Origin of the sequence: Glutamicibacter halophytocola, assembly GCF_001302565.1 — a bacterium.
Taxonomy (GTDB): Bacteria; Actinomycetota; Actinomycetes; order Actinomycetales; family Micrococcaceae; genus Glutamicibacter; species Glutamicibacter halophytocola.
Genome location: NZ_CP012750.1, coordinates 51,801 through 68,088, shown reverse-complemented (window position 1 = coordinate 68,088; position 16,288 = coordinate 51,801). Strand labels below are relative to the sequence as shown.

The window sequence follows — 16,288 nt, the reverse complement described above, 5'->3', positions numbered from 1 at the left end:
CTTCTGCGTACTCTCTAAATCAGTGACACGGGGTGCCGGAGAAGCCGACTGAGATGAAACCCGTCGAACCTGATCTAGTTCACGCTAGCGGAGGGATGTCGCATGACTCTGCCTATCGTTGCCCAAAAATACCGGCAACGCTCCCCCTTGGTTTTTTGCCTGACGAATACTGTCGTCACCAACTTCACCGCCAATGTCCTTCTTGCCTCCGGCGCATCGCCGGCGATGACCAACCTGCCCGGAGAGGCCGGAGGGTTTGCCGCCATGGCTTCCGCGGTACTGGTGAATCTGGGCACTCCAAGCACCGAGCAAATGGTTGCCATGGAGGAAGCGGTCCTCTCGGCGAGCGCGGCTGGCACCCCCTGGGTATTGGATCCGGTAGCCGTGGGCGCCCTTTCGGTGCGCACCGATTTCGCACGACACATTGTGCAGCAGCGTCCGGCCTTGATCCGCGGCAATGCCTCGGAAATCCTGGCCTTGGCGGGCAAGGATTCCAGCGGCCGAGGTGTTGATGCAGCAGATACCGTGCAGGCAGCCCTGGACGCCGGACGCGAATTGGCCAAGGAGCACGGGTGCGTTGTTGCCATCTCCGGTGAAGCGGACGCCATCATCGACGCGAACCGCACCGTGCTGGTGCATACCAACGGGATCGGGTTGACCAGGATCACCGGTGGAGGATGCGCGCTGGGCGCCTTCAACGCGGGCATGCTCGCAGTGCACGAGGACCCCTTTGACGCAGCCATCGCTGCCCACGGATTCTATGGCCTCGCCGCAGAAAAGGCGCTGGCGGCAAGCAGCGGTCCGGGGAGTTTTGCCGTGGCCTTCCTTGATGCCCTGGCCGCCACCGAACCTGAAGAACTACAGAATTTGAAGTACGAGGAATTGAACCATGGATAATATCGGCGCATACCTGGTAGCCAACACCGCTAGCTGCACGCCACGCACCACCCTGGAAGTCATCGAAGGGGCGGTGGCCGGCGGCATCGAGTGGATCCAGCTGCGGGCCAAAGACGAGACCGCGCGCGAATTCTTCGAACTGGCCTGCGCCGCGACCCGCCTCACCGAAGGCAAGGCGAAGTTGCTGATCAATGACCGGATCGACGTGTTCTTGGCGGCCCGCGCGGCCGGGGCAGCGGTCAGTGGAATCCACATCGGCCAGAAGGACATCCCGGTGCGCCTGGCACGCCAGATCATGGGCGAAGGCATCATCGGCTTGAGCGCTTCCACCGATGCCCAGCTGGCGCAGGCCAACCTCGATGCCGAGGCGATCGACTACTTGGGGGTCGGCGCAGTGCGTGCCACTCCAACCAAAAAGGACCACCCAACCCCGATTGGGCTGGACGGTTTTGCCCGCGCCGCATCGCGGACTTCCCTGCCCTGCGTAGCCATCGGGGCGATCACCGCGCAGGATGCCAGCGCCATCCGCGCAGGCGGCGGAGCCGGCTTGGCCGTGGTCCGCGCCATCTGCAATGCCGACGACCCGCAAGCTGCCAGCGGGCAGCTGGTGGCAGCGTGGGCGGCAGCGCAGTGAAAAACATTCTCTCCATTGCCGGCTCCGACCCCTCCGGTGGCGCAGGAATCCAAGCGGACCTGAAGGCCATTGCCGCCAACGGCGGCTACGGCATGTGCGTGATCACCGCGCTGACCGCGCAGAACACCCTGGGCGTCAGCGCGGTACAGGCCATCGATGGCGAGTTTGTGCTCGCTCAGCTCAACGCGATCAGCGCCGACGTCCAGATCGATGCCATTAAAATTGGCATGCTGGCCAACGAGGAGATCATCCGCGCCGTCAACGGATGGCTGGATACCGTGGATGCCCCGGTGGTACTGGATCCGGTCATGGTAGCCACCAGCGGGGACCGGCTCCTGGAAGATGAGGCGGTGCTCGATTCCCTGTTGGACCGCGCTTCGGTGATCACGCCCAATCTGCTGGAGCTGGCAAGCTTGCTGCGCGAGCCGGCAGCGGCCGACTGGCCGCAGGTCCTGGAACAGGCCCGGCGGCTGGCTGCCAAGCATGATGCACTGGTCCTGGCCAAGGGCGGGCATCTGGCCGGGGACCTGTGTCCCGATGCGCTGGTTTCCGCCCAGGGAGTATTGGCCGAGTTCAGCAACCAGCGCCACCACACCAAGAACACCCACGGCACCGGATGCACCCTGTCCAGCGCCCTGGCGACGATCTATGCATCGGGCGGCGACTGGGCCAGCGCGCTGGAACAGGCCAAGGCCTATCTGTTCCGCGCCATCGGAGCTGCCGATGAACTCAACGTCGGCCGCGGGCATGGCCCGGTGAACCACTTTGCCCACTTCTTCAGCGAAGCTGATCCGATGGATCAGTGGTGGCAGCAGATCCACGAGCTGCGCGGCTCCATCGACAACCTGGAGTTCATTGCCCAGCTGGCCGACGGCACGCTGGACCCAGCGGACTTTGAATACTATTTGGCGCAGGACGCGCTGTACCTGCAGCGCTATGCCCAGGTGCTGGCCGAAGCCAGCGCATTGGCCCCGGATCTTGACGCGCAGCGCTTCTGGGCCGGCTCCGCCCGGGAAATCCTGGAAGGCGAGCTGCAGCTGCATCGCAGCTACCTGGCCGAAGGGACCGCCAATCCCAGCGCCATCACATTGAACTACGTGAACCACCTGGCCGCTTCCAAGCGCAGCTACGCGGAGCTGATCGCCGCAATCCTGCCGTGCTATTGGCTGTACCAGGATATCGGCAAGCGCCTGGCCTCAGCCAACCATCCAGCGCACCCGTACAAGCAGTGGCTGGTGACCTATGCGTCGGAGGAATTCGATCTAGCCACCGAGCGCGCCATCGACATGGTGCGCGTCGCGTGGAAGCAGGCCGACGTCGATCTGCGCGAGCGGATGCGGCTGGCCTTCGTGCGATCCTCCGAACACGAGGTGGCCTTCTTCGATCAGGCACGGCGGAACCGAGTAGAATTCTCTACGGCCTGAAACGCGCGGGCCACGATCTGGAGGATTGCATGAGCTGGAGCATTCACGGCAACGGAAAGACCATCACCCCGGGCGAAGTTGTTGCCCCGGAAGAACGTCTGCACTGGCCGCAAACCATTTCCATTGGCGCCCAGCACATCCTGGCGATGTTCGGCTCCAGCATCCTGGTCCCGACCCTGACCGGTTTCCCGGTGACCACCACCTTGCTGTTCACCGGCTTGGCCACGATCATCTTCTTGCTGATGACCAAAAACAAGGTCCCCAGCTACCTCGGCTCGTCTTTTGCGATGATCGCTCCGGTCATCTCCACCACCCAGTCGCACAGCATGGCTGGCGCGCTGGGCGGCATCGTGATGACCGGTGCGCTGCTTTTTGCGGTGGGGCTGATTGTCCAGGTGACCGGCACCGGATGGATCCACTCCTTGATGCCGCCGGTGGTCATGGGCACAATCGTTGCGCTGATCGGCTTGAACCTGGCCAGTGCGACCCTGGCGCCCATGACCGATTTCCCGCTGACCACCTTCTTGACGGTGATCTTCACGGTGCTGGCCACGGTGGCCTTCAAGGGCCTGCTGGGGCGCCTGTCAATTCTGGTGGGCCTGGTCCTCGGCTACCTGCTGGCTTTGGTCCAGGGCCAAGTTGATTTCAAGGCCGTCCACGCTGCCGACTGGGTGGGCCTGCCGCAATTCACCACTCCAACCTTCCACTTTGATACCGCGCTGATGTTCCTGCCAGCCGTGTTCGTCCTGATTGCCGAGAATATCGGGCACGTGCGCACCGTGGGCGTGATGACCGGGCGGGACCTCTCGAAGTTCAATGGCCGCGCGTTGATGGCCGATGGCGCTGCCAGCGTCGTTGCCGGGCTCGGTGGCGGTTCGGCCACCACCACCTACGCCGAGAACATTGGCGTGATGGCCGCGTCCCGCGTGTACTCCACTGCCGCCTACTGGGTGGCGGCCATCGTGGCCATGGCTTTGGCCTTCTTGCCGAAGTTCGGCGCTTTGGTGGGCACCATTCCGGCGGGTGTCATCGGCGGCCTGGGCATTGTCCTGTACGGCATGATCGGCATTGTCGGCGCCCGCTTGTGGATCGAGGCGAAGGTCGACTTTGGCAACCCGATCAATTTGATGACCGCAGGCACCGGGCTGATTATCGCGATTGCCGTGACCAGCGATATCTCCTTCGGCCAGTTCCAGCTCGGCGGCATCGCGCTGGGCTCGATCGCCACCTTGGTGGTGTTCCATTCGATGCGCGCGGTGGCCAAGCTGCGCGGCAATGACCTCGCCGGGAACCCGAGCGAATCCTGAGATTTTTAAAAAAATTTTTTCGGCCGGCCGGTGCTGCGACTTTGCTCGTGGCACCGGCCGGCCTTTTTTGTGCAATCCCCCGCTGGTTAGGCACGAGGCGTAGTGGCCCGAAAGGCATTCTGGGTGAATCTTGTAAGGACTCCTTCCAAAATGTGATTGTTATCCCACCAAAAACTGAAAATTACCGATTTCCGCCCCGGCCAAATCGGATAGCATGGCTGATTGTGACTGCGACAACATCAGACGGAAAACTCTCCGCGCGACTCATCTTCATCGCCCTCGGGGCGGCACTGGGTGGGTTCGTTTTTGGATATGACTCATCAATCGTTAACGGCACCGTAGACGCTGTCGAGCACGAATTCGGGCTCAACGCGGTAACTATCGGTTTCACTGTTTCCTGCGCCTTGCTGGGCGCAGCTCTGGGCGCATGGGTAGCAGGTGTGGTCTCCGAACGCGTGGGACGCGTGCGCACCATGCTCTTCGCCTCCATTCTCCTGGCCATCTCGGCCATCGGCTGCGGCCTGTGCTTCAGCGCCGCCGACCTCATCGTATGGCGCATCGTTGGCGGCATCGGCGTCGGCTTCGCTTCGGTGATCGCTCCCGCCTACATCGCCGAGGTCTCCCCGGCAGCCCACCGTGGACGCCTGGGCACCATGCAGCAGATGGCCATCGTGCTGGGCATCTTCGTGGCCTTCCTGGTCAGCGCGCTGCTGGTCTTCGTCATGGGTTCGGCCGACGCCACCGGCTGGTTCGGCCTGGCGGCGTGGCGCTGGATGTACCTCTCGCTGCTGGTGCCAGCGGTGCTCTACGGCGTGCTCTCGCTGCGCCTGCCCGAATCCCCGCGCTACCTCGTTGAGCGCGGCCGCTACGTGGAAGCCGCCGCTGTGCTGACTCGTGACATGGGCATGAACGCTGGCGCGGAAACCGAGAAGAAGATCGAAGAAATCCGTGCCACCGTGCACGTGGAACGCCGCCAGAAGTTCAGCGACCTGCTGGGCCGCTTCGGCTTCCACCCGCTGGTCTGGGTTGGCATCCTGCTCTCGGTCTTCCAGCAGTTCGTCGGCATCAACGTGATCTTCTACTACTCCACCACGCTGTGGAAGTCGGTGGGCTTCGCCGAATCGGACTCCTTCACCATTTCGCTGATCACCTCGGTGACCAACGTGGTGGCCACCATTGTGGCCGTCCTGCTGATCGACGTTCTGGGACGCAAGCTGCTGCTGACCATCGGCTCGGCCATCATGACCTTGTCACTGGGCATGATGGCAGTGGCCTTCGCGCAGTCGGTCACCATCGATGGCGCGGTCTCGCTGCCAGGCAGCTGGGGCATCATCGCCCTGGTGTCGGCCAACCTGTTCGTGGTCGGCTTCGGCGCGACTTGGGGTCCGGCCGTCTGGGTTCTGCTCGGCGAGATCTTCCCGAACTCCATCCGCGCAATGGCCCTCGGTGTGGCTGCTGCCGCGCAGTGGATCGCCAACTTCGTCGTTTCCACCACCTTCCCGGCGCTGGCCGATGCAGGCCTGGCACTGGCATACGGCATCTACGCCGTGGCTGCGCTGCTGTCCTTGATCTTCGTGATCTTCATGGTCAAGGAGACCAAGGGGCGCACCCTGGAAGACATGAAGCTGTAAAGCGGCAACGCTCGCAACTGGACTGCGGCGAGGCGGTGCGGAATCATCAGGTTCCGCACCGCCTCGCCATTTAACGCCGCGCGGGCCTACCAGGCCTTGCGGGGCACGTCGACCCCGGCCTCGCTCTGCACCTCGAGGACCTTGTCCAGGCTCGGGCGGCCTTCGCGCACCGGCCCCTGATCGGCCAGCTCGACCACGACGCGGCCGCCCGGAACCAGGTCCACCTGCTCCCCGCGCACCCAGATCGGGCGCGAGTGCGCGCCCTCAAGGGTGAAGGCGATGCTGGTTCGTTCCAGGCGCACCGCAATGCGCATGCCATGCCAGGCCAGGCTGAAGCTGATCGAGCGCCAGGCTTCGGGCAGGCGCGGATCAAAGCAGAGCCGGTCATCGTCATCACGCAAGCCGGCAAAGCCATAGATCAGCCCGGACCAGACGCCACCGGTGGAAGCCACGTGCACGCCGTCCCCGGTATTGCCATGCAGATTCTGGAGATCCACATTCAGCGCGTGCTCGAAGTACTCCCAGGACAGCTCTCGGTACCCGACCTCGGCAGCCAAAATGGACTGCACGGTCGCCGACAACGTGGAGTCGCCGGTGGTCAGCGGGTCATAGTAGTTGAAATCGGCAAGCTTCTGCTCGGCGCTGAAGTCGCTGGAGCGCAGCCACAGGGCGAGCACCGCATCGGCCTGCTTGATGACCTGGAAGCGGTAGATCACCAGCGGGTGGTAATGCAGCAGCAAGGGGCGCTTGTCCGGGCCGGTATTGGCCAGGTCCCACACTTCGCGGTTCAGGAAGTGCTCATCCTGCGGGTGGATTCCCACGGATTCCGAATACGGAATATGCATGCAGTCAGCGGCCTTGAGCCACAGGGCGATTTCGCCGTCGCTCAAATCCAGCTTGCTGGCCAGCTTGGCGTACTCCTCGGGCCGCTGCTGCGCGAGCTCGAGCAGCAGCTGGGCGCTGCGGCGCAGATTAAAGCGGGCCATGACATTGGTGTACAAGTTGTCATTGACCACCGCGGTGTACTCGTCCGGGCCGGTGACCCCATGGATGTGGAAGCGCTCATTGCCTTCTTGGCCGCGCCAGAAGCCCAGCGACGCCCACATGCGGGCGGTTCCCGCCAGGATTTCGGCGCCGCCAGCGAGCAGGAACTCGTCGTCCTCCATCACGCTCAGATAGCGGTTGAGCGAATATACGACGTCGGCGTTGATGTGATACTGCGCGGTGCCCGCAGGATAGTAGGCACTGGCTTCCTCGCCGTTGATGGTGCGCCACGGGAAGAGCAGCCCGGCCTCGTTCATGATGCTGGCCCGCCGCGTGGCCGCCGGGATCATCGCAACCCTGGCGCGCAGCGTATTGCGCGCCCACTGCTGGTTGGTATAGGTCAAGAACGGCATCACATAGATTTCGGTATCCCAGAAGTAGTGTCCCGAATAGCCATTGCCGCTCACACCCTTGGCGCTGATGCCAAGGCCATCGGCCCGGCCCGCGGCCTGGGCCAGCTGGAACAGGTTCCAGCGGATCTTGCGCTGCAGTCCGGCATCGTCGCAGTCCACCACGACATCGCTGCGCTTCCAGAAGTCGGCCATGAAGTCCCGCTGGGCGCGGAAGTGCCCGTCCATGCCCTGTTCGGCCAGATGGTCCAGCGCGCGATCCGAGCGCTGCAGCATTTCCTGGGCCGGGTGGCGACGCGAGCAGTTGTAGACCGCGTACTTCGACACGCGGATGCCCTGCCCGGCTTCCAGCCGGGTGCTGATGATCTCATCGGCACGCTCATCGGCGGTCTTGCGGTCAATGCGCAGCGGCTGATCGGCTCCGCCGGTGGTGCTCACCTGGTGCTCCACCATTGCGGCCACGGACATGCCGGACCCGGGAACCTCATATGAGATGCCCAAGCGGGATCCGCTCACCGTGTGCCCGGCGGGCCGCAAGGGATTTTCGCTGGCTTCCTCGCTCTTGCGCGGATCGGCGACGCCCGCAGCAGAGGCGTCGGTCTCCTCGGGCGAGGCCACGGTGCGCTGCGAGCGGTAGCCCACCACCGATGATTGCACGAGCACCCTGGCCGGAGCATCCAGCAGCCGAACGTGGACATCCTGCAAGGCCAAGTGGCGGTCGGTGAAGGAGATCATGGTGCGGGCCATGACGGCCACACGGTGCCCTTCGGCGGTGCGCCACAGGGTTCGCGCGCACAGGGTCCCGTCGCGGAAGTCCAGGCGCAGTTCATCGCGCAGCATCTCGGTGCGGCCAACTTCCAGGGCTTCATCGTTGATGAAAACGCGCAGCGTCCTGAAATCCGGGGCGCTGATCATGGTCTGGCCGGTTTCGGCCAGGCCGAAGGCGCTTTCCGCGTGCCGGATCTGCCAGGCCTCGTGCAGGCCATTGATGAACGTTCCACCGCTTTGATCGCCTAGGCCCAACTGCGCCGCCCGGGCGCCAAGGAAGCCGTTGCCCAGGGAGAAAACGGTATCCTGGGCGCCATCGGCGTCCCGGTGCTCATCACGCAACAGGGACCAGGAATCGTCCTCCCAGCTCTGCGCGGATTCATCGGAAACCAGTTCGGAAAGATCCTCAATGACAAAATGCGCGCCGGCTTCCAGCAGTTCGGCGGCATTCCCTTCCCGTGCCACACCGACCACGCCAAAGCCCCCGGCCCGTGCGGCGGCCACGCCGCTGGTGGCATCTTCGAAAACCACGCACTCTTCGGGACGCCAGCCCAAGTCGGCGGCGGCAGCCAAGAAGGTATCCGGGGCAGGCTTGCCGGCCAGTTTTCGGGCGGCGGCTTCCTGGCCGCCCATCACCAGCGGGAAGTGCTCTTCCAGGCCTGCGGCCGAAAGCACCATGCGCGCGTTGCGCGAGGACGACACCACCGCGACGTCGAGCCCGGCATCAAGAACCTGGCGCAGGTAGGCCAGGGAACCCGCGTAGGGCTCGATCCCATCGCGCAGCAGCACCTCGGTGAATTTGTCGTTTTTCATATTGCCCAGTGCGCAGATGGTGTCCTGGCCTGCGGGATCCTGGACGTTTCCCCATGGCAATTCGAGACCGCGCGAGGCGAGCATGGCTTGCACCGCGTCATAGCGCGGACGCCCGTCGAGCAGGTTGAAATAGTCCTGCTCGGTGTAGCTGGCCACGCCCGGGATTTGCTCAAAATAGGAAGTGAAAAGTTCTTGCCAGGCTCTGCGATGCAGCAGCGCCGTTGGTGTAATCACACCATCCAGATCAAAGAGGACGGCTTTGTAATCACGATGTCGGTACTCAGGTCGATAAGCGTTCACGATCGAAATCCTTCGAAAGGGGAGCAAATTACTAGCCGTAGTCCATACGGTAGCAACTGAACGCGTTTGCATCGACATACTACGATAAGAACGTGGCACAGTGGATAGATTTGTTCAACAGCGATAACTGGCGTGAGTCGACCGCCGAATGGATCGACGCGGCCTGCGAGGCCTACGGCATCCAGCGCACCTCGGGTCCTGACTTCTGGCCTGCCCAATTGCACCAGATCCAGGCATCGGTGCAAACCGACGCAGCGGACCTGATCTTCAGCGCCAACGCCCCGGGGCTGGCTGCTGAAGCTGCCACCACAGTGGTGGCCGGACAGCTTTTGCCTGATCGCGTGGTGATGCCGCTGGCGGTGGATCGCCGCGCTGGCTACATGCTGAGCCCGGACTTCGGGCATACCATGGCGGATCTCGGGGATTCCGTGGAAAACTGGGAGCTGGCACTGGCCTCGCTCGGGTCCTTGCAAGTGGCGCTGATGGGTAGTGAAGACCAGTTCTTTGATGCCGGCGTCACCGTCGTTGACCCCCAGTTCCTGCCCGAACAGTTCGAGCAGGCGTTGATGATGCACGTTTCCCTGCCAGCAGAACACCCATTGCACATCGACGGGGCGCAGGCAGATCATCTGGCCGCGCATATCGACGAGCTGACCCAGGCCAGCGCTGCCCTGCACCAGGGCGCAGTCCCGCTGAGCCTGGAACACGGAAATTTTGATCTTTCCCAGGTTGTTGTACCGGCAGAAGCTGGCATCCACGGGCGTATCCTGAATCTTTCCTCAGCTCACTGGGCGCACCCCTTCTCATCGCTGAATACCGCCTTGGCGGCCATGACCGAAGCGTGGAACTGCGAGACCAGCGACGAGCGGGTCATGCAGGTGCTTTTCGCCTATCTGGATCAATTTGCCGCGTACGGCTCGCCGGATGAACTCTACGACCTGATCAATCCAGCCTGTCTGGTGGCTCCGCTGTCCCAGCACGAGACGTGGCTGCGCTTGCTCTTGGATGCCGACGATGAGCATTTGCGCGAGAACGCTCCCAGCGTATTGAGCACGCTGGACCTTCAATAGCTTTAACGACGCATGGGCCCCCGAGGGGGCCCATGCGTTCTTGCTACTGGGATACTGCGGCTTCGATTTCCTTGAACGCATTCTGCGCGGCATCGCCCACGCTCTGGCGGTCAAAGAAGACTTCCATTTCGTAGCGATACAGGATGTCCTGCACGGCACTGAATCCCATTGGAGGAATTGGTTCTGTTCCTTGCAGCTCCGGCTCCAAGCTGGTCACGAACTGCGCAGAAGCGGTTTCGATGGAATCCAGATCCGCAACTACCTTTTTGCGGACATCGAGGTTTGCCGGCAATCCCCGGTCCATCTTGTTCAGTTCACCGGCTTCTTGCGAATTGACCATGAAGTCAATGAACTTCTTGACCTCGTCCGGGTGCTTGGTTCGGCCGTAGCCGGACATCATCATCGAGGATTTGTACCATAGGCCGTTGTCTTCGGCTTTGCCGGTATTGCTTGGCAAACGCAATGGAACAAGATCGGAGCCAACCGCTGCCGACAAGCCGCCCAGCTGGTTGCTCCACCACATGCCAAAGGCTGCAGTTCCGGTGCCTGTCATCGAGCGGTCCGGCCCGGCATTCTGGTTTTCTGCCAGCACCGAAGCCTTCGGGTACGAGCCGCCGCTGAGCAGGTCCCGGTGGTGCTGGAAGTAGCCAGTGAGATCTTCGGCAGTGAATCCAAGAGCTCCATCGCTTCCGGTCAGGTGCTTCCCGTCCTGGCGCAACCACGTCTGAAGTCCCGCAGGTTCGTTAGGAGCCTCGGCACCGTATTTTCCATCGAGCTTTTCGCTGACGGTTTCGGTCATCTTCCGGTAGTCATCCCAGGTCCAGGTCTTGTCATCCGGCACCTCGAGTCCGGCTTCTTTCAGGATTTTGGGGTTGGCAGTCAGGGTGAAGGAGTTGATGCCCGTGGTGATGCCGACGAGGCCGTCATCGGTCGTACCATTTTGGATGGACACTTCTTCAAATTTGGACACGTCCACGCCGGTCAGGTCGAGCAATGCACCGCGGTCCGCATATTCACGAAGATACTTGTCGTCCATCTGGATGATGTCCGGAGCGTCGTTGGAGGCAACCTGGGTAGCCAGCTTGTCCCAGTAGCCGCTCCAATCCGAGTATTCGCCCTGGACGTCAATATCGGGATTCTCGGCCTCGAAGGCTTCGATGATCTTATTGGTGGCTTGGGCCCGTGAATCAGAACCCCACCAGGAGAATCGAAGCACCGTCTTGCCGTCGGCACTCTCGGAGCCGCCACTGCCACCGCACCCGGTCAACGCCAGAGCAGCAACCGCGGCCACCGCTACGGACTTGCTCAGACGTGCACCGAACTTCTGTCGACTTTTTCTTGAGTTGTCCTGCTGGTCCATGGGGTCTCCTCCTTGAGTGGGCCGGTAAGTGCGAGGTTTCAACAATTGACCGTCATTTTCAGTCTATTGGAAAGCGCTTCCCAAACAATCTATGTGTGACCCCAGTCACGAGTCAAGAGGGTAAGGCAAATCCATCAATTACTTTTGAACATGGCATGATGCACGTTCGGTATCACCGATTCTCCGTGCGCAATTCCGAGGATTCGCGCAATACGGGAGTTCCCGTGACCACCGTTTTGCGCGCGTCCCCATGGCTTAGCACCATCTCACCAGCCCATCGGCCAATTTCTTCCAGCGGCAGGCGGGCAGTGCTAATTGCGGGAGTGACGTCCTCAAGGGTCGGGATATCGTCAAACCCCACTACGGCAATGTCTTCGGGCACGCGCAGCCCGCTCTCCCGGATCGCGCGAATTGCGCCCAGGGCCATGACGTCAGAAACACAAAAAACGCACACTTGCTGGCCTGATTCCTCGGGCGCGCGCTCCCTGAGGTAGTCGCTCATGGCCATATAGGCGCCCTCGCGGGAAAACGCCCCATGGACAACCTCCATGGCAGCCAATCCAGTTCGCTTGAGCTTCGCAAGGAACCCTTGGGCGCGATGGCGGGAGGTCAGCAGGTTTTCGTCGCCAGCAAGAACAACAAACCTGCGGTGACCTGCTCTGATCAGCTCCCCTGCGAGATTTTCAGCGGTGGCCTGGTTGTCCACCTGGATACCACCGGTGCTCGCCAGGGGTTGGCCTATGACAACAACCTGGCCACCGTTCTCCTGGTAGTTCCCAATAAGCCGAAGCAGGCCCTCGTCTTCGGAATGGCCGCGGGATCCGGAAAGGATGATGGCATCAGTCCGCTGCGACATGAATGCCTTGACTGCCTCGATTTCCCTCTCGGGTTCAGAATCGGTACTGGCCAAGAGCAGCTGGGTGCCGCTATCCCCCAAGCCGCGCTGGACACCACGAGCAATCGTCGAGAAGTACGGATCCGCGATATCGCGGACCACCAAGCCAACGAGCTTTGTTGAAGCGCGGGCAAGCGCTTGCGCTTGGGCGTTGGGAAAGTAGCCCAGTTTTTCCGCCGCGGCGCGGACCTTGTCCGAGATTTCGGCAGCGGGCTTACGAGCAGAACCGTTGAGCACACGTGAAGCTGTCGCCAATGAAACTCCGGCTTCATTAGCGACATCAGTTAGTCGAATAGCCATCTGAAATCCTTTTCGTCCACTACAAGCTGGGACAAGCTTATCTTTCAATTCCCGTGATGGTTGACACTCTAATTCTGCATCACTATCGTGGAAAGCGCATTCCCAAATTTATTTCCCTCTCTCACTTCAGCCGAGGAGTATCTCGTGACAACTACCAAAGTTCTCCGAATTGCCATGAACGGCATTACCGGCCGCATGGGCTACCGCCAGCACTTGCTGCGTTCGATCCTGCCCATCCGCGACCAGGGCGGCATTACGCTCGCCGACGGAACCAAGCTCACCGTGGAGCCGATTCTCGTTGGCCGCAATGAAGACAAGCTGCGCGAACTCGCGCAGGAACACCAGGTGGAGCACTACAGCACGGACCTCGACTCGCTCATCGAAGACCCAAGCATCGACATCATCTTCGATGCCTCGATGACCTCGCTCAGGTACAACACCCTGTCCAAGGCCATCGCTGCAGGCAAGCACATCTTCACTGAAAAACCCACCGCAGAAACTCTTAGCGATGCCATCGACCTGGCCCGGCAGGCCAAGGCCAAGGGAATTACCGCCGGCGTAGTCCACGACAAGCTCTACCTCCCAGGCCTGGTCAAGCTGCGACGCCTGGTCGATGAAGGCTTCTTCGGGCGAATCCTCTCCCTGCGCGGCGAGTTCGGCTACTGGGTCTTCGAAGGCGATATCCAGGAAGCCCAGCGCCCATCATGGAACTACCGCCTGGCTGACGGGGGCTCCATGACCACCGACATGTACTGCCACTGGAACTATGTGCTGGAAGGAATCATCGGCCAAGTCAAGACCGTGACATCCACAACCGCCACCCACATCCCTACCCGCTGGGATGAGCAGGGCGAGCCCTACCCGGCCACCGCAGACGATGCAGCCTACGGAATTTTTGAACTCGAAACCCCCGGCGGCGATCCGGTCATTGCACAAATCAACTCCTCCTGGGCGGTCCGCGTATATCGTGACGAGCTGGTTGAATTCCAGATTGACGGGACCCACGGTTCTGCTGTGGCAGGCCTGAACAAGTGCGTTGCCCAGCAACGCGCCCACACGCCCAAGCCGGTATGGAACCCTGACCTTCCGGTCACCGAATCCTTCCGCGACCAGTGGCTGGAAGTTCCAGCCAATGCAGATCTGGACAACGGCTTCAAGCTGCAGTGGGAAGACTACCTCGCGGACGTCGCTGCCGGACGGGAACACAAATTCGGCCTGCTCTCGGCAGCCCGCGGCGTGCAATTGGCCACCCTGGGCCTGCAGTCCGCTGCCGAACGCCGGACCCTTGACATTCCGGAGATCACGCTATGAGCGAGAACAACTACCCGGCGCTAGCCCTCATCGACGAGCACGGACAGTCCTTCACCTATAAGATGCAAGGCCCCGGGGACTTCCAGCGCCCGAGCTCTCCCTTTTCTTCGCGCAAGGTCTACGCGGCAGCCCACGTGATACCCCAAATGGGAGCCGACAACACTCCGGGGTCGCCAGCGGTGATCGACTGGGAGACTACCCTGGCCTACCGCCACGAGCTCTGGTCCTACGGGCTCGGCGTCGCGGACGCGATGGATACCGCGCAGCGCGGCATGGGGCTGGACTATGCCGCCACCTGTGAACTCATTGATCGATCAGCCCAAGAAGCCGCGGCGGTCATCGCGGAGAACCGCTATCCCGCCCTCACCGGGCTGACGGTCCGCGACATTCTCGCCTGCGGGGTGGGAACCGATCAGCTCGCCGTCGAGTCAGTTGAGCCAGGCCAGTTGCAGGAAGTCACCGGCGCCTACCTGGAAATGCTGCGCCTCGTAGAGGGTTCCGGAGCTAAATCCATCTTGATGTGCTCGCGGGCCTTGGCCAAGGCCGCCCGCAATCCCGAGGATTATGTCCAGGTTTACGGCACCCTACTGGAAGCGGCGCAGGAACCAGTGATCCTGCACTGGCTGGGCGAAATGTTCGACCCGCAGCTTGCCGGCTACTGGGGAACTTCCGACCTTGGAGAGGCAACCGCGGTATTCCAGTCCATCTTGGAGAAGTATTCGGACAAGATCGACGGCGTGAAGGTTTCCTTGCTCGATGCAGCGCATGAAAAACAACTGCGCGCTGCCCTTCCTTCCGGGATCAGGCTCTACACCGGAGACGACTTCAACTATCCAGAACTCATCGATGGCGATGGCGAGCTTCATTCAGATGCCTTGCTCGGAATATTTGCTGCCATCTATCCGGCGGCTTCGGCTGCATTACAAGCATTTGATGCTGCAGATTCCGCGCGGGGACGCGCCATCCTGGACTCGACCCGGGAACTGGGGCTGCATATTTTCAGCGCCCCCACCATCTACTACAAGACTGGAATTGCCTTCCTCTCCTGGCTCAACGGCCATCAGAGCGGCTTCCAGATGGTAGGCGGCCTGCACGCCGGGCGTTCACTGCCCCACCTGGTCCGCACCTTCGTGCTGGCCGATACCGCAGGCCTGCTGCTGAAACCAGAAATGGCTGCCGAGCGCATGGAACAGCTGCTTGCTGTCTACGGCGTCAAGGAATCAACTCGATCACTGTCAGGAGTGTCATGAGCTTCGAACTATCGCTGAACACCGGCACCACCCCCAACCTCAATCTGCAGCAGGCGGTCGAAGCCGCAGCCCAAGCCGGGTTGACCCATATCGGCCCTTGGCGCCATTTGCTGGAGGAAGCCGGCGGTGCTCAACGTGCCGCAGCCATCATCAAGGAAGGAGGGCTGCAGGCCAGCACCCTCTGCCGCGGCGGATTCCTCACGGCAACTTCCGAGCAGGCACAACAAGAAGCCTTCGAATCCAATCGGAAAGCCATCGAAGAAGCGGCCACCATCGGAGCACCCAACCTGATCATGGTGGTAGGCGGCTTGCCTTCGGCCGCGCACATTCTCGGAGGCACAGGAGATCCGGGCGACAAGGACATCGTCGCCGCCCGTGATCGAGTCGCCCGAGCCCTGGATCAGCTGGTTCCCCTGGCGATGGACCACGGAGTCTGCCTGGTCCTTGAAGCACTGCACCCGATGTATGCCGTTGACCGAGCCGTGCTATCGACCTTGGGCCAGGCATTGGACTTGGCCACTGCACATCCGGCCGAAGCCGTAGGTGTTGTAGTTGATACCTTCCACGTCTTCTGGGATCCACAGCTGCAGCAGCAGATCCAGCGGGCAGGCCATGAGCGCCGTCTGGTCAGCTATCAAATCTGCGACTTCAACCTGCCCATTGCCAGCAATGCGCTGCAATCGCGGGGAATGATGGGCGATGGCCATGTTGATTTCTCATCCATCTCCCGCTGGGTGGCCAAGGCCGGCTATCGCGGGCCAGTGGAAGTTGAAATTTTTAATGACGAGATCAATTCCCAAGACGCGGGCCTGACGCTTGCTACGATGTCTGACCGTTATAAGTCGCTAGTTTTACCGCATCTTGAACAAGCTGCGGGCATCCAGCCAGCAAGCGCCATAAACTGATCTGACTTCGACGATTTCAAGAAGGACAC

General features: G+C 61.7%; 12 protein-coding genes and 1 riboswitch. Of the genes, 9 read left to right on the top strand and 3 right to left on the bottom strand.

Translation table 11 applies throughout. The annotated features are described in order from the left end of the window. Positions 1-18 precede the first annotated feature (18 nt). Positions 19-113: riboswitch (TPP riboswitch) on the top strand. From thiM to AOZ07_RS00290, 5 genes are all read left to right on the top strand, one after another. Next, positions 103-897, top strand: coding sequence for a hydroxyethylthiazole kinase (gene thiM, locus AOZ07_RS00310; RefSeq protein ID WP_060700185.1), 795 nt, complete (start codon positions 103-105; stop codon positions 895-897). It overlaps the preceding riboswitch by 11 nt. Then, the gene (gene thiE / locus AOZ07_RS00305) at positions 890-1,531 is read left to right on the top strand and encodes a thiamine phosphate synthase (protein WP_060700184.1); all 642 of its coding nucleotides are present in this window, start codon (positions 890-892) and stop codon (positions 1,529-1,531) included. The genes thiM and thiE overlap by 8 nt, the downstream gene beginning before the upstream one ends. Continuing rightward, positions 1,513-2,955: a bifunctional hydroxymethylpyrimidine kinase/phosphomethylpyrimidine kinase gene (gene thiD, locus AOZ07_RS00300; RefSeq protein ID WP_060700183.1), complete on the top strand. Its 1,443-nt coding sequence runs from the start codon at positions 1,513-1,515 to the stop codon at positions 2,953-2,955. Before thiE ends, thiD begins: the two co-directional genes overlap by 19 nt. 29 nt (positions 2,956-2,984) lie before the next feature. After that, positions 2,985-4,262, top strand: coding sequence for a uracil-xanthine permease family protein (locus AOZ07_RS00295; protein ID WP_060700182.1), 1,278 nt, complete (start codon positions 2,985-2,987; stop codon positions 4,260-4,262). A 224-nt stretch (positions 4,263-4,486) separates the two neighbouring features. Beyond that, positions 4,487-5,893 (top strand): sugar porter family MFS transporter, encoded by a 1,407-nt coding sequence (locus tag AOZ07_RS00290; RefSeq protein WP_084793082.1) that lies wholly within the window; start codon positions 4,487-4,489, stop codon positions 5,891-5,893. An 86-nt stretch (positions 5,894-5,979) separates the two neighbouring features. Here the strand turns inward: AOZ07_RS00290 and AOZ07_RS00285 are convergent, their stop codons facing one another. Then, positions 5,980-9,168 carry a beta-phosphoglucomutase family hydrolase gene (locus tag AOZ07_RS00285; protein WP_060700181.1) on the bottom strand — a complete coding sequence of 1,063 codons (3,189 nt, stop codon included), beginning with the start codon at positions 9,166-9,168 and terminating at the stop codon, positions 5,980-5,982. A gap of 92 nt (positions 9,169-9,260) precedes the next feature. On the opposite strand from AOZ07_RS00285, the gene AOZ07_RS00280 reads away from it, so the two are divergent. Further along, positions 9,261-10,238, top strand: a complete 978-nt coding sequence (locus AOZ07_RS00280) for a hypothetical protein (protein WP_146277248.1) — start codon at positions 9,261-9,263, stop codon at positions 10,236-10,238. Between the two features lie 43 nt (positions 10,239-10,281). Here AOZ07_RS00280 and AOZ07_RS00275 read toward each other — a convergent pair whose 3' ends face one another. Continuing rightward, complete coding sequence (locus AOZ07_RS00275; RefSeq protein ID WP_060700179.1) at positions 10,282-11,598, bottom strand: ABC transporter substrate-binding protein; 1,317 nt, start codon at positions 11,596-11,598, stop codon at positions 10,282-10,284. A gap of 172 nt (positions 11,599-11,770) precedes the next feature. Further along, on the bottom strand, positions 11,771-12,793 hold the full coding sequence (locus tag AOZ07_RS00270) for a LacI family DNA-binding transcriptional regulator (RefSeq protein ID WP_060700178.1): 1,023 nt from the start codon (positions 12,791-12,793) through the stop codon (positions 11,771-11,773). A gap of 174 nt (positions 12,794-12,967) precedes the next feature. On the opposite strand from AOZ07_RS00270, the gene AOZ07_RS00265 reads away from it, so the two are divergent. The 3 genes from AOZ07_RS00265 to AOZ07_RS00255 are packed head-to-tail and all read left to right on the top strand — an operon-like array spanning position 12,968 to position 16,259. Beyond that, positions 12,968-14,104, top strand: a complete 1,137-nt coding sequence (locus AOZ07_RS00265; RefSeq protein ID WP_060703235.1) for a Gfo/Idh/MocA family protein — start codon at positions 12,968-12,970, stop codon at positions 14,102-14,104. Next, positions 14,101-15,354 carry a dihydrodipicolinate synthase family protein gene (locus AOZ07_RS00260; protein ID WP_060700177.1) on the top strand — a complete coding sequence of 418 codons (1,254 nt, stop codon included), beginning with the start codon at positions 14,101-14,103 and terminating at the stop codon, positions 15,352-15,354. The genes AOZ07_RS00265 and AOZ07_RS00260 overlap by 4 nt, the downstream gene beginning before the upstream one ends. Further along, on the top strand, positions 15,351-16,259 hold the full coding sequence (locus AOZ07_RS00255; RefSeq protein ID WP_060700176.1) for a sugar phosphate isomerase/epimerase family protein: 909 nt from the start codon (positions 15,351-15,353) through the stop codon (positions 16,257-16,259). Before AOZ07_RS00260 ends, AOZ07_RS00255 begins: the two co-directional genes overlap by 4 nt. Positions 16,260-16,288 lie beyond the last annotated feature (29 nt).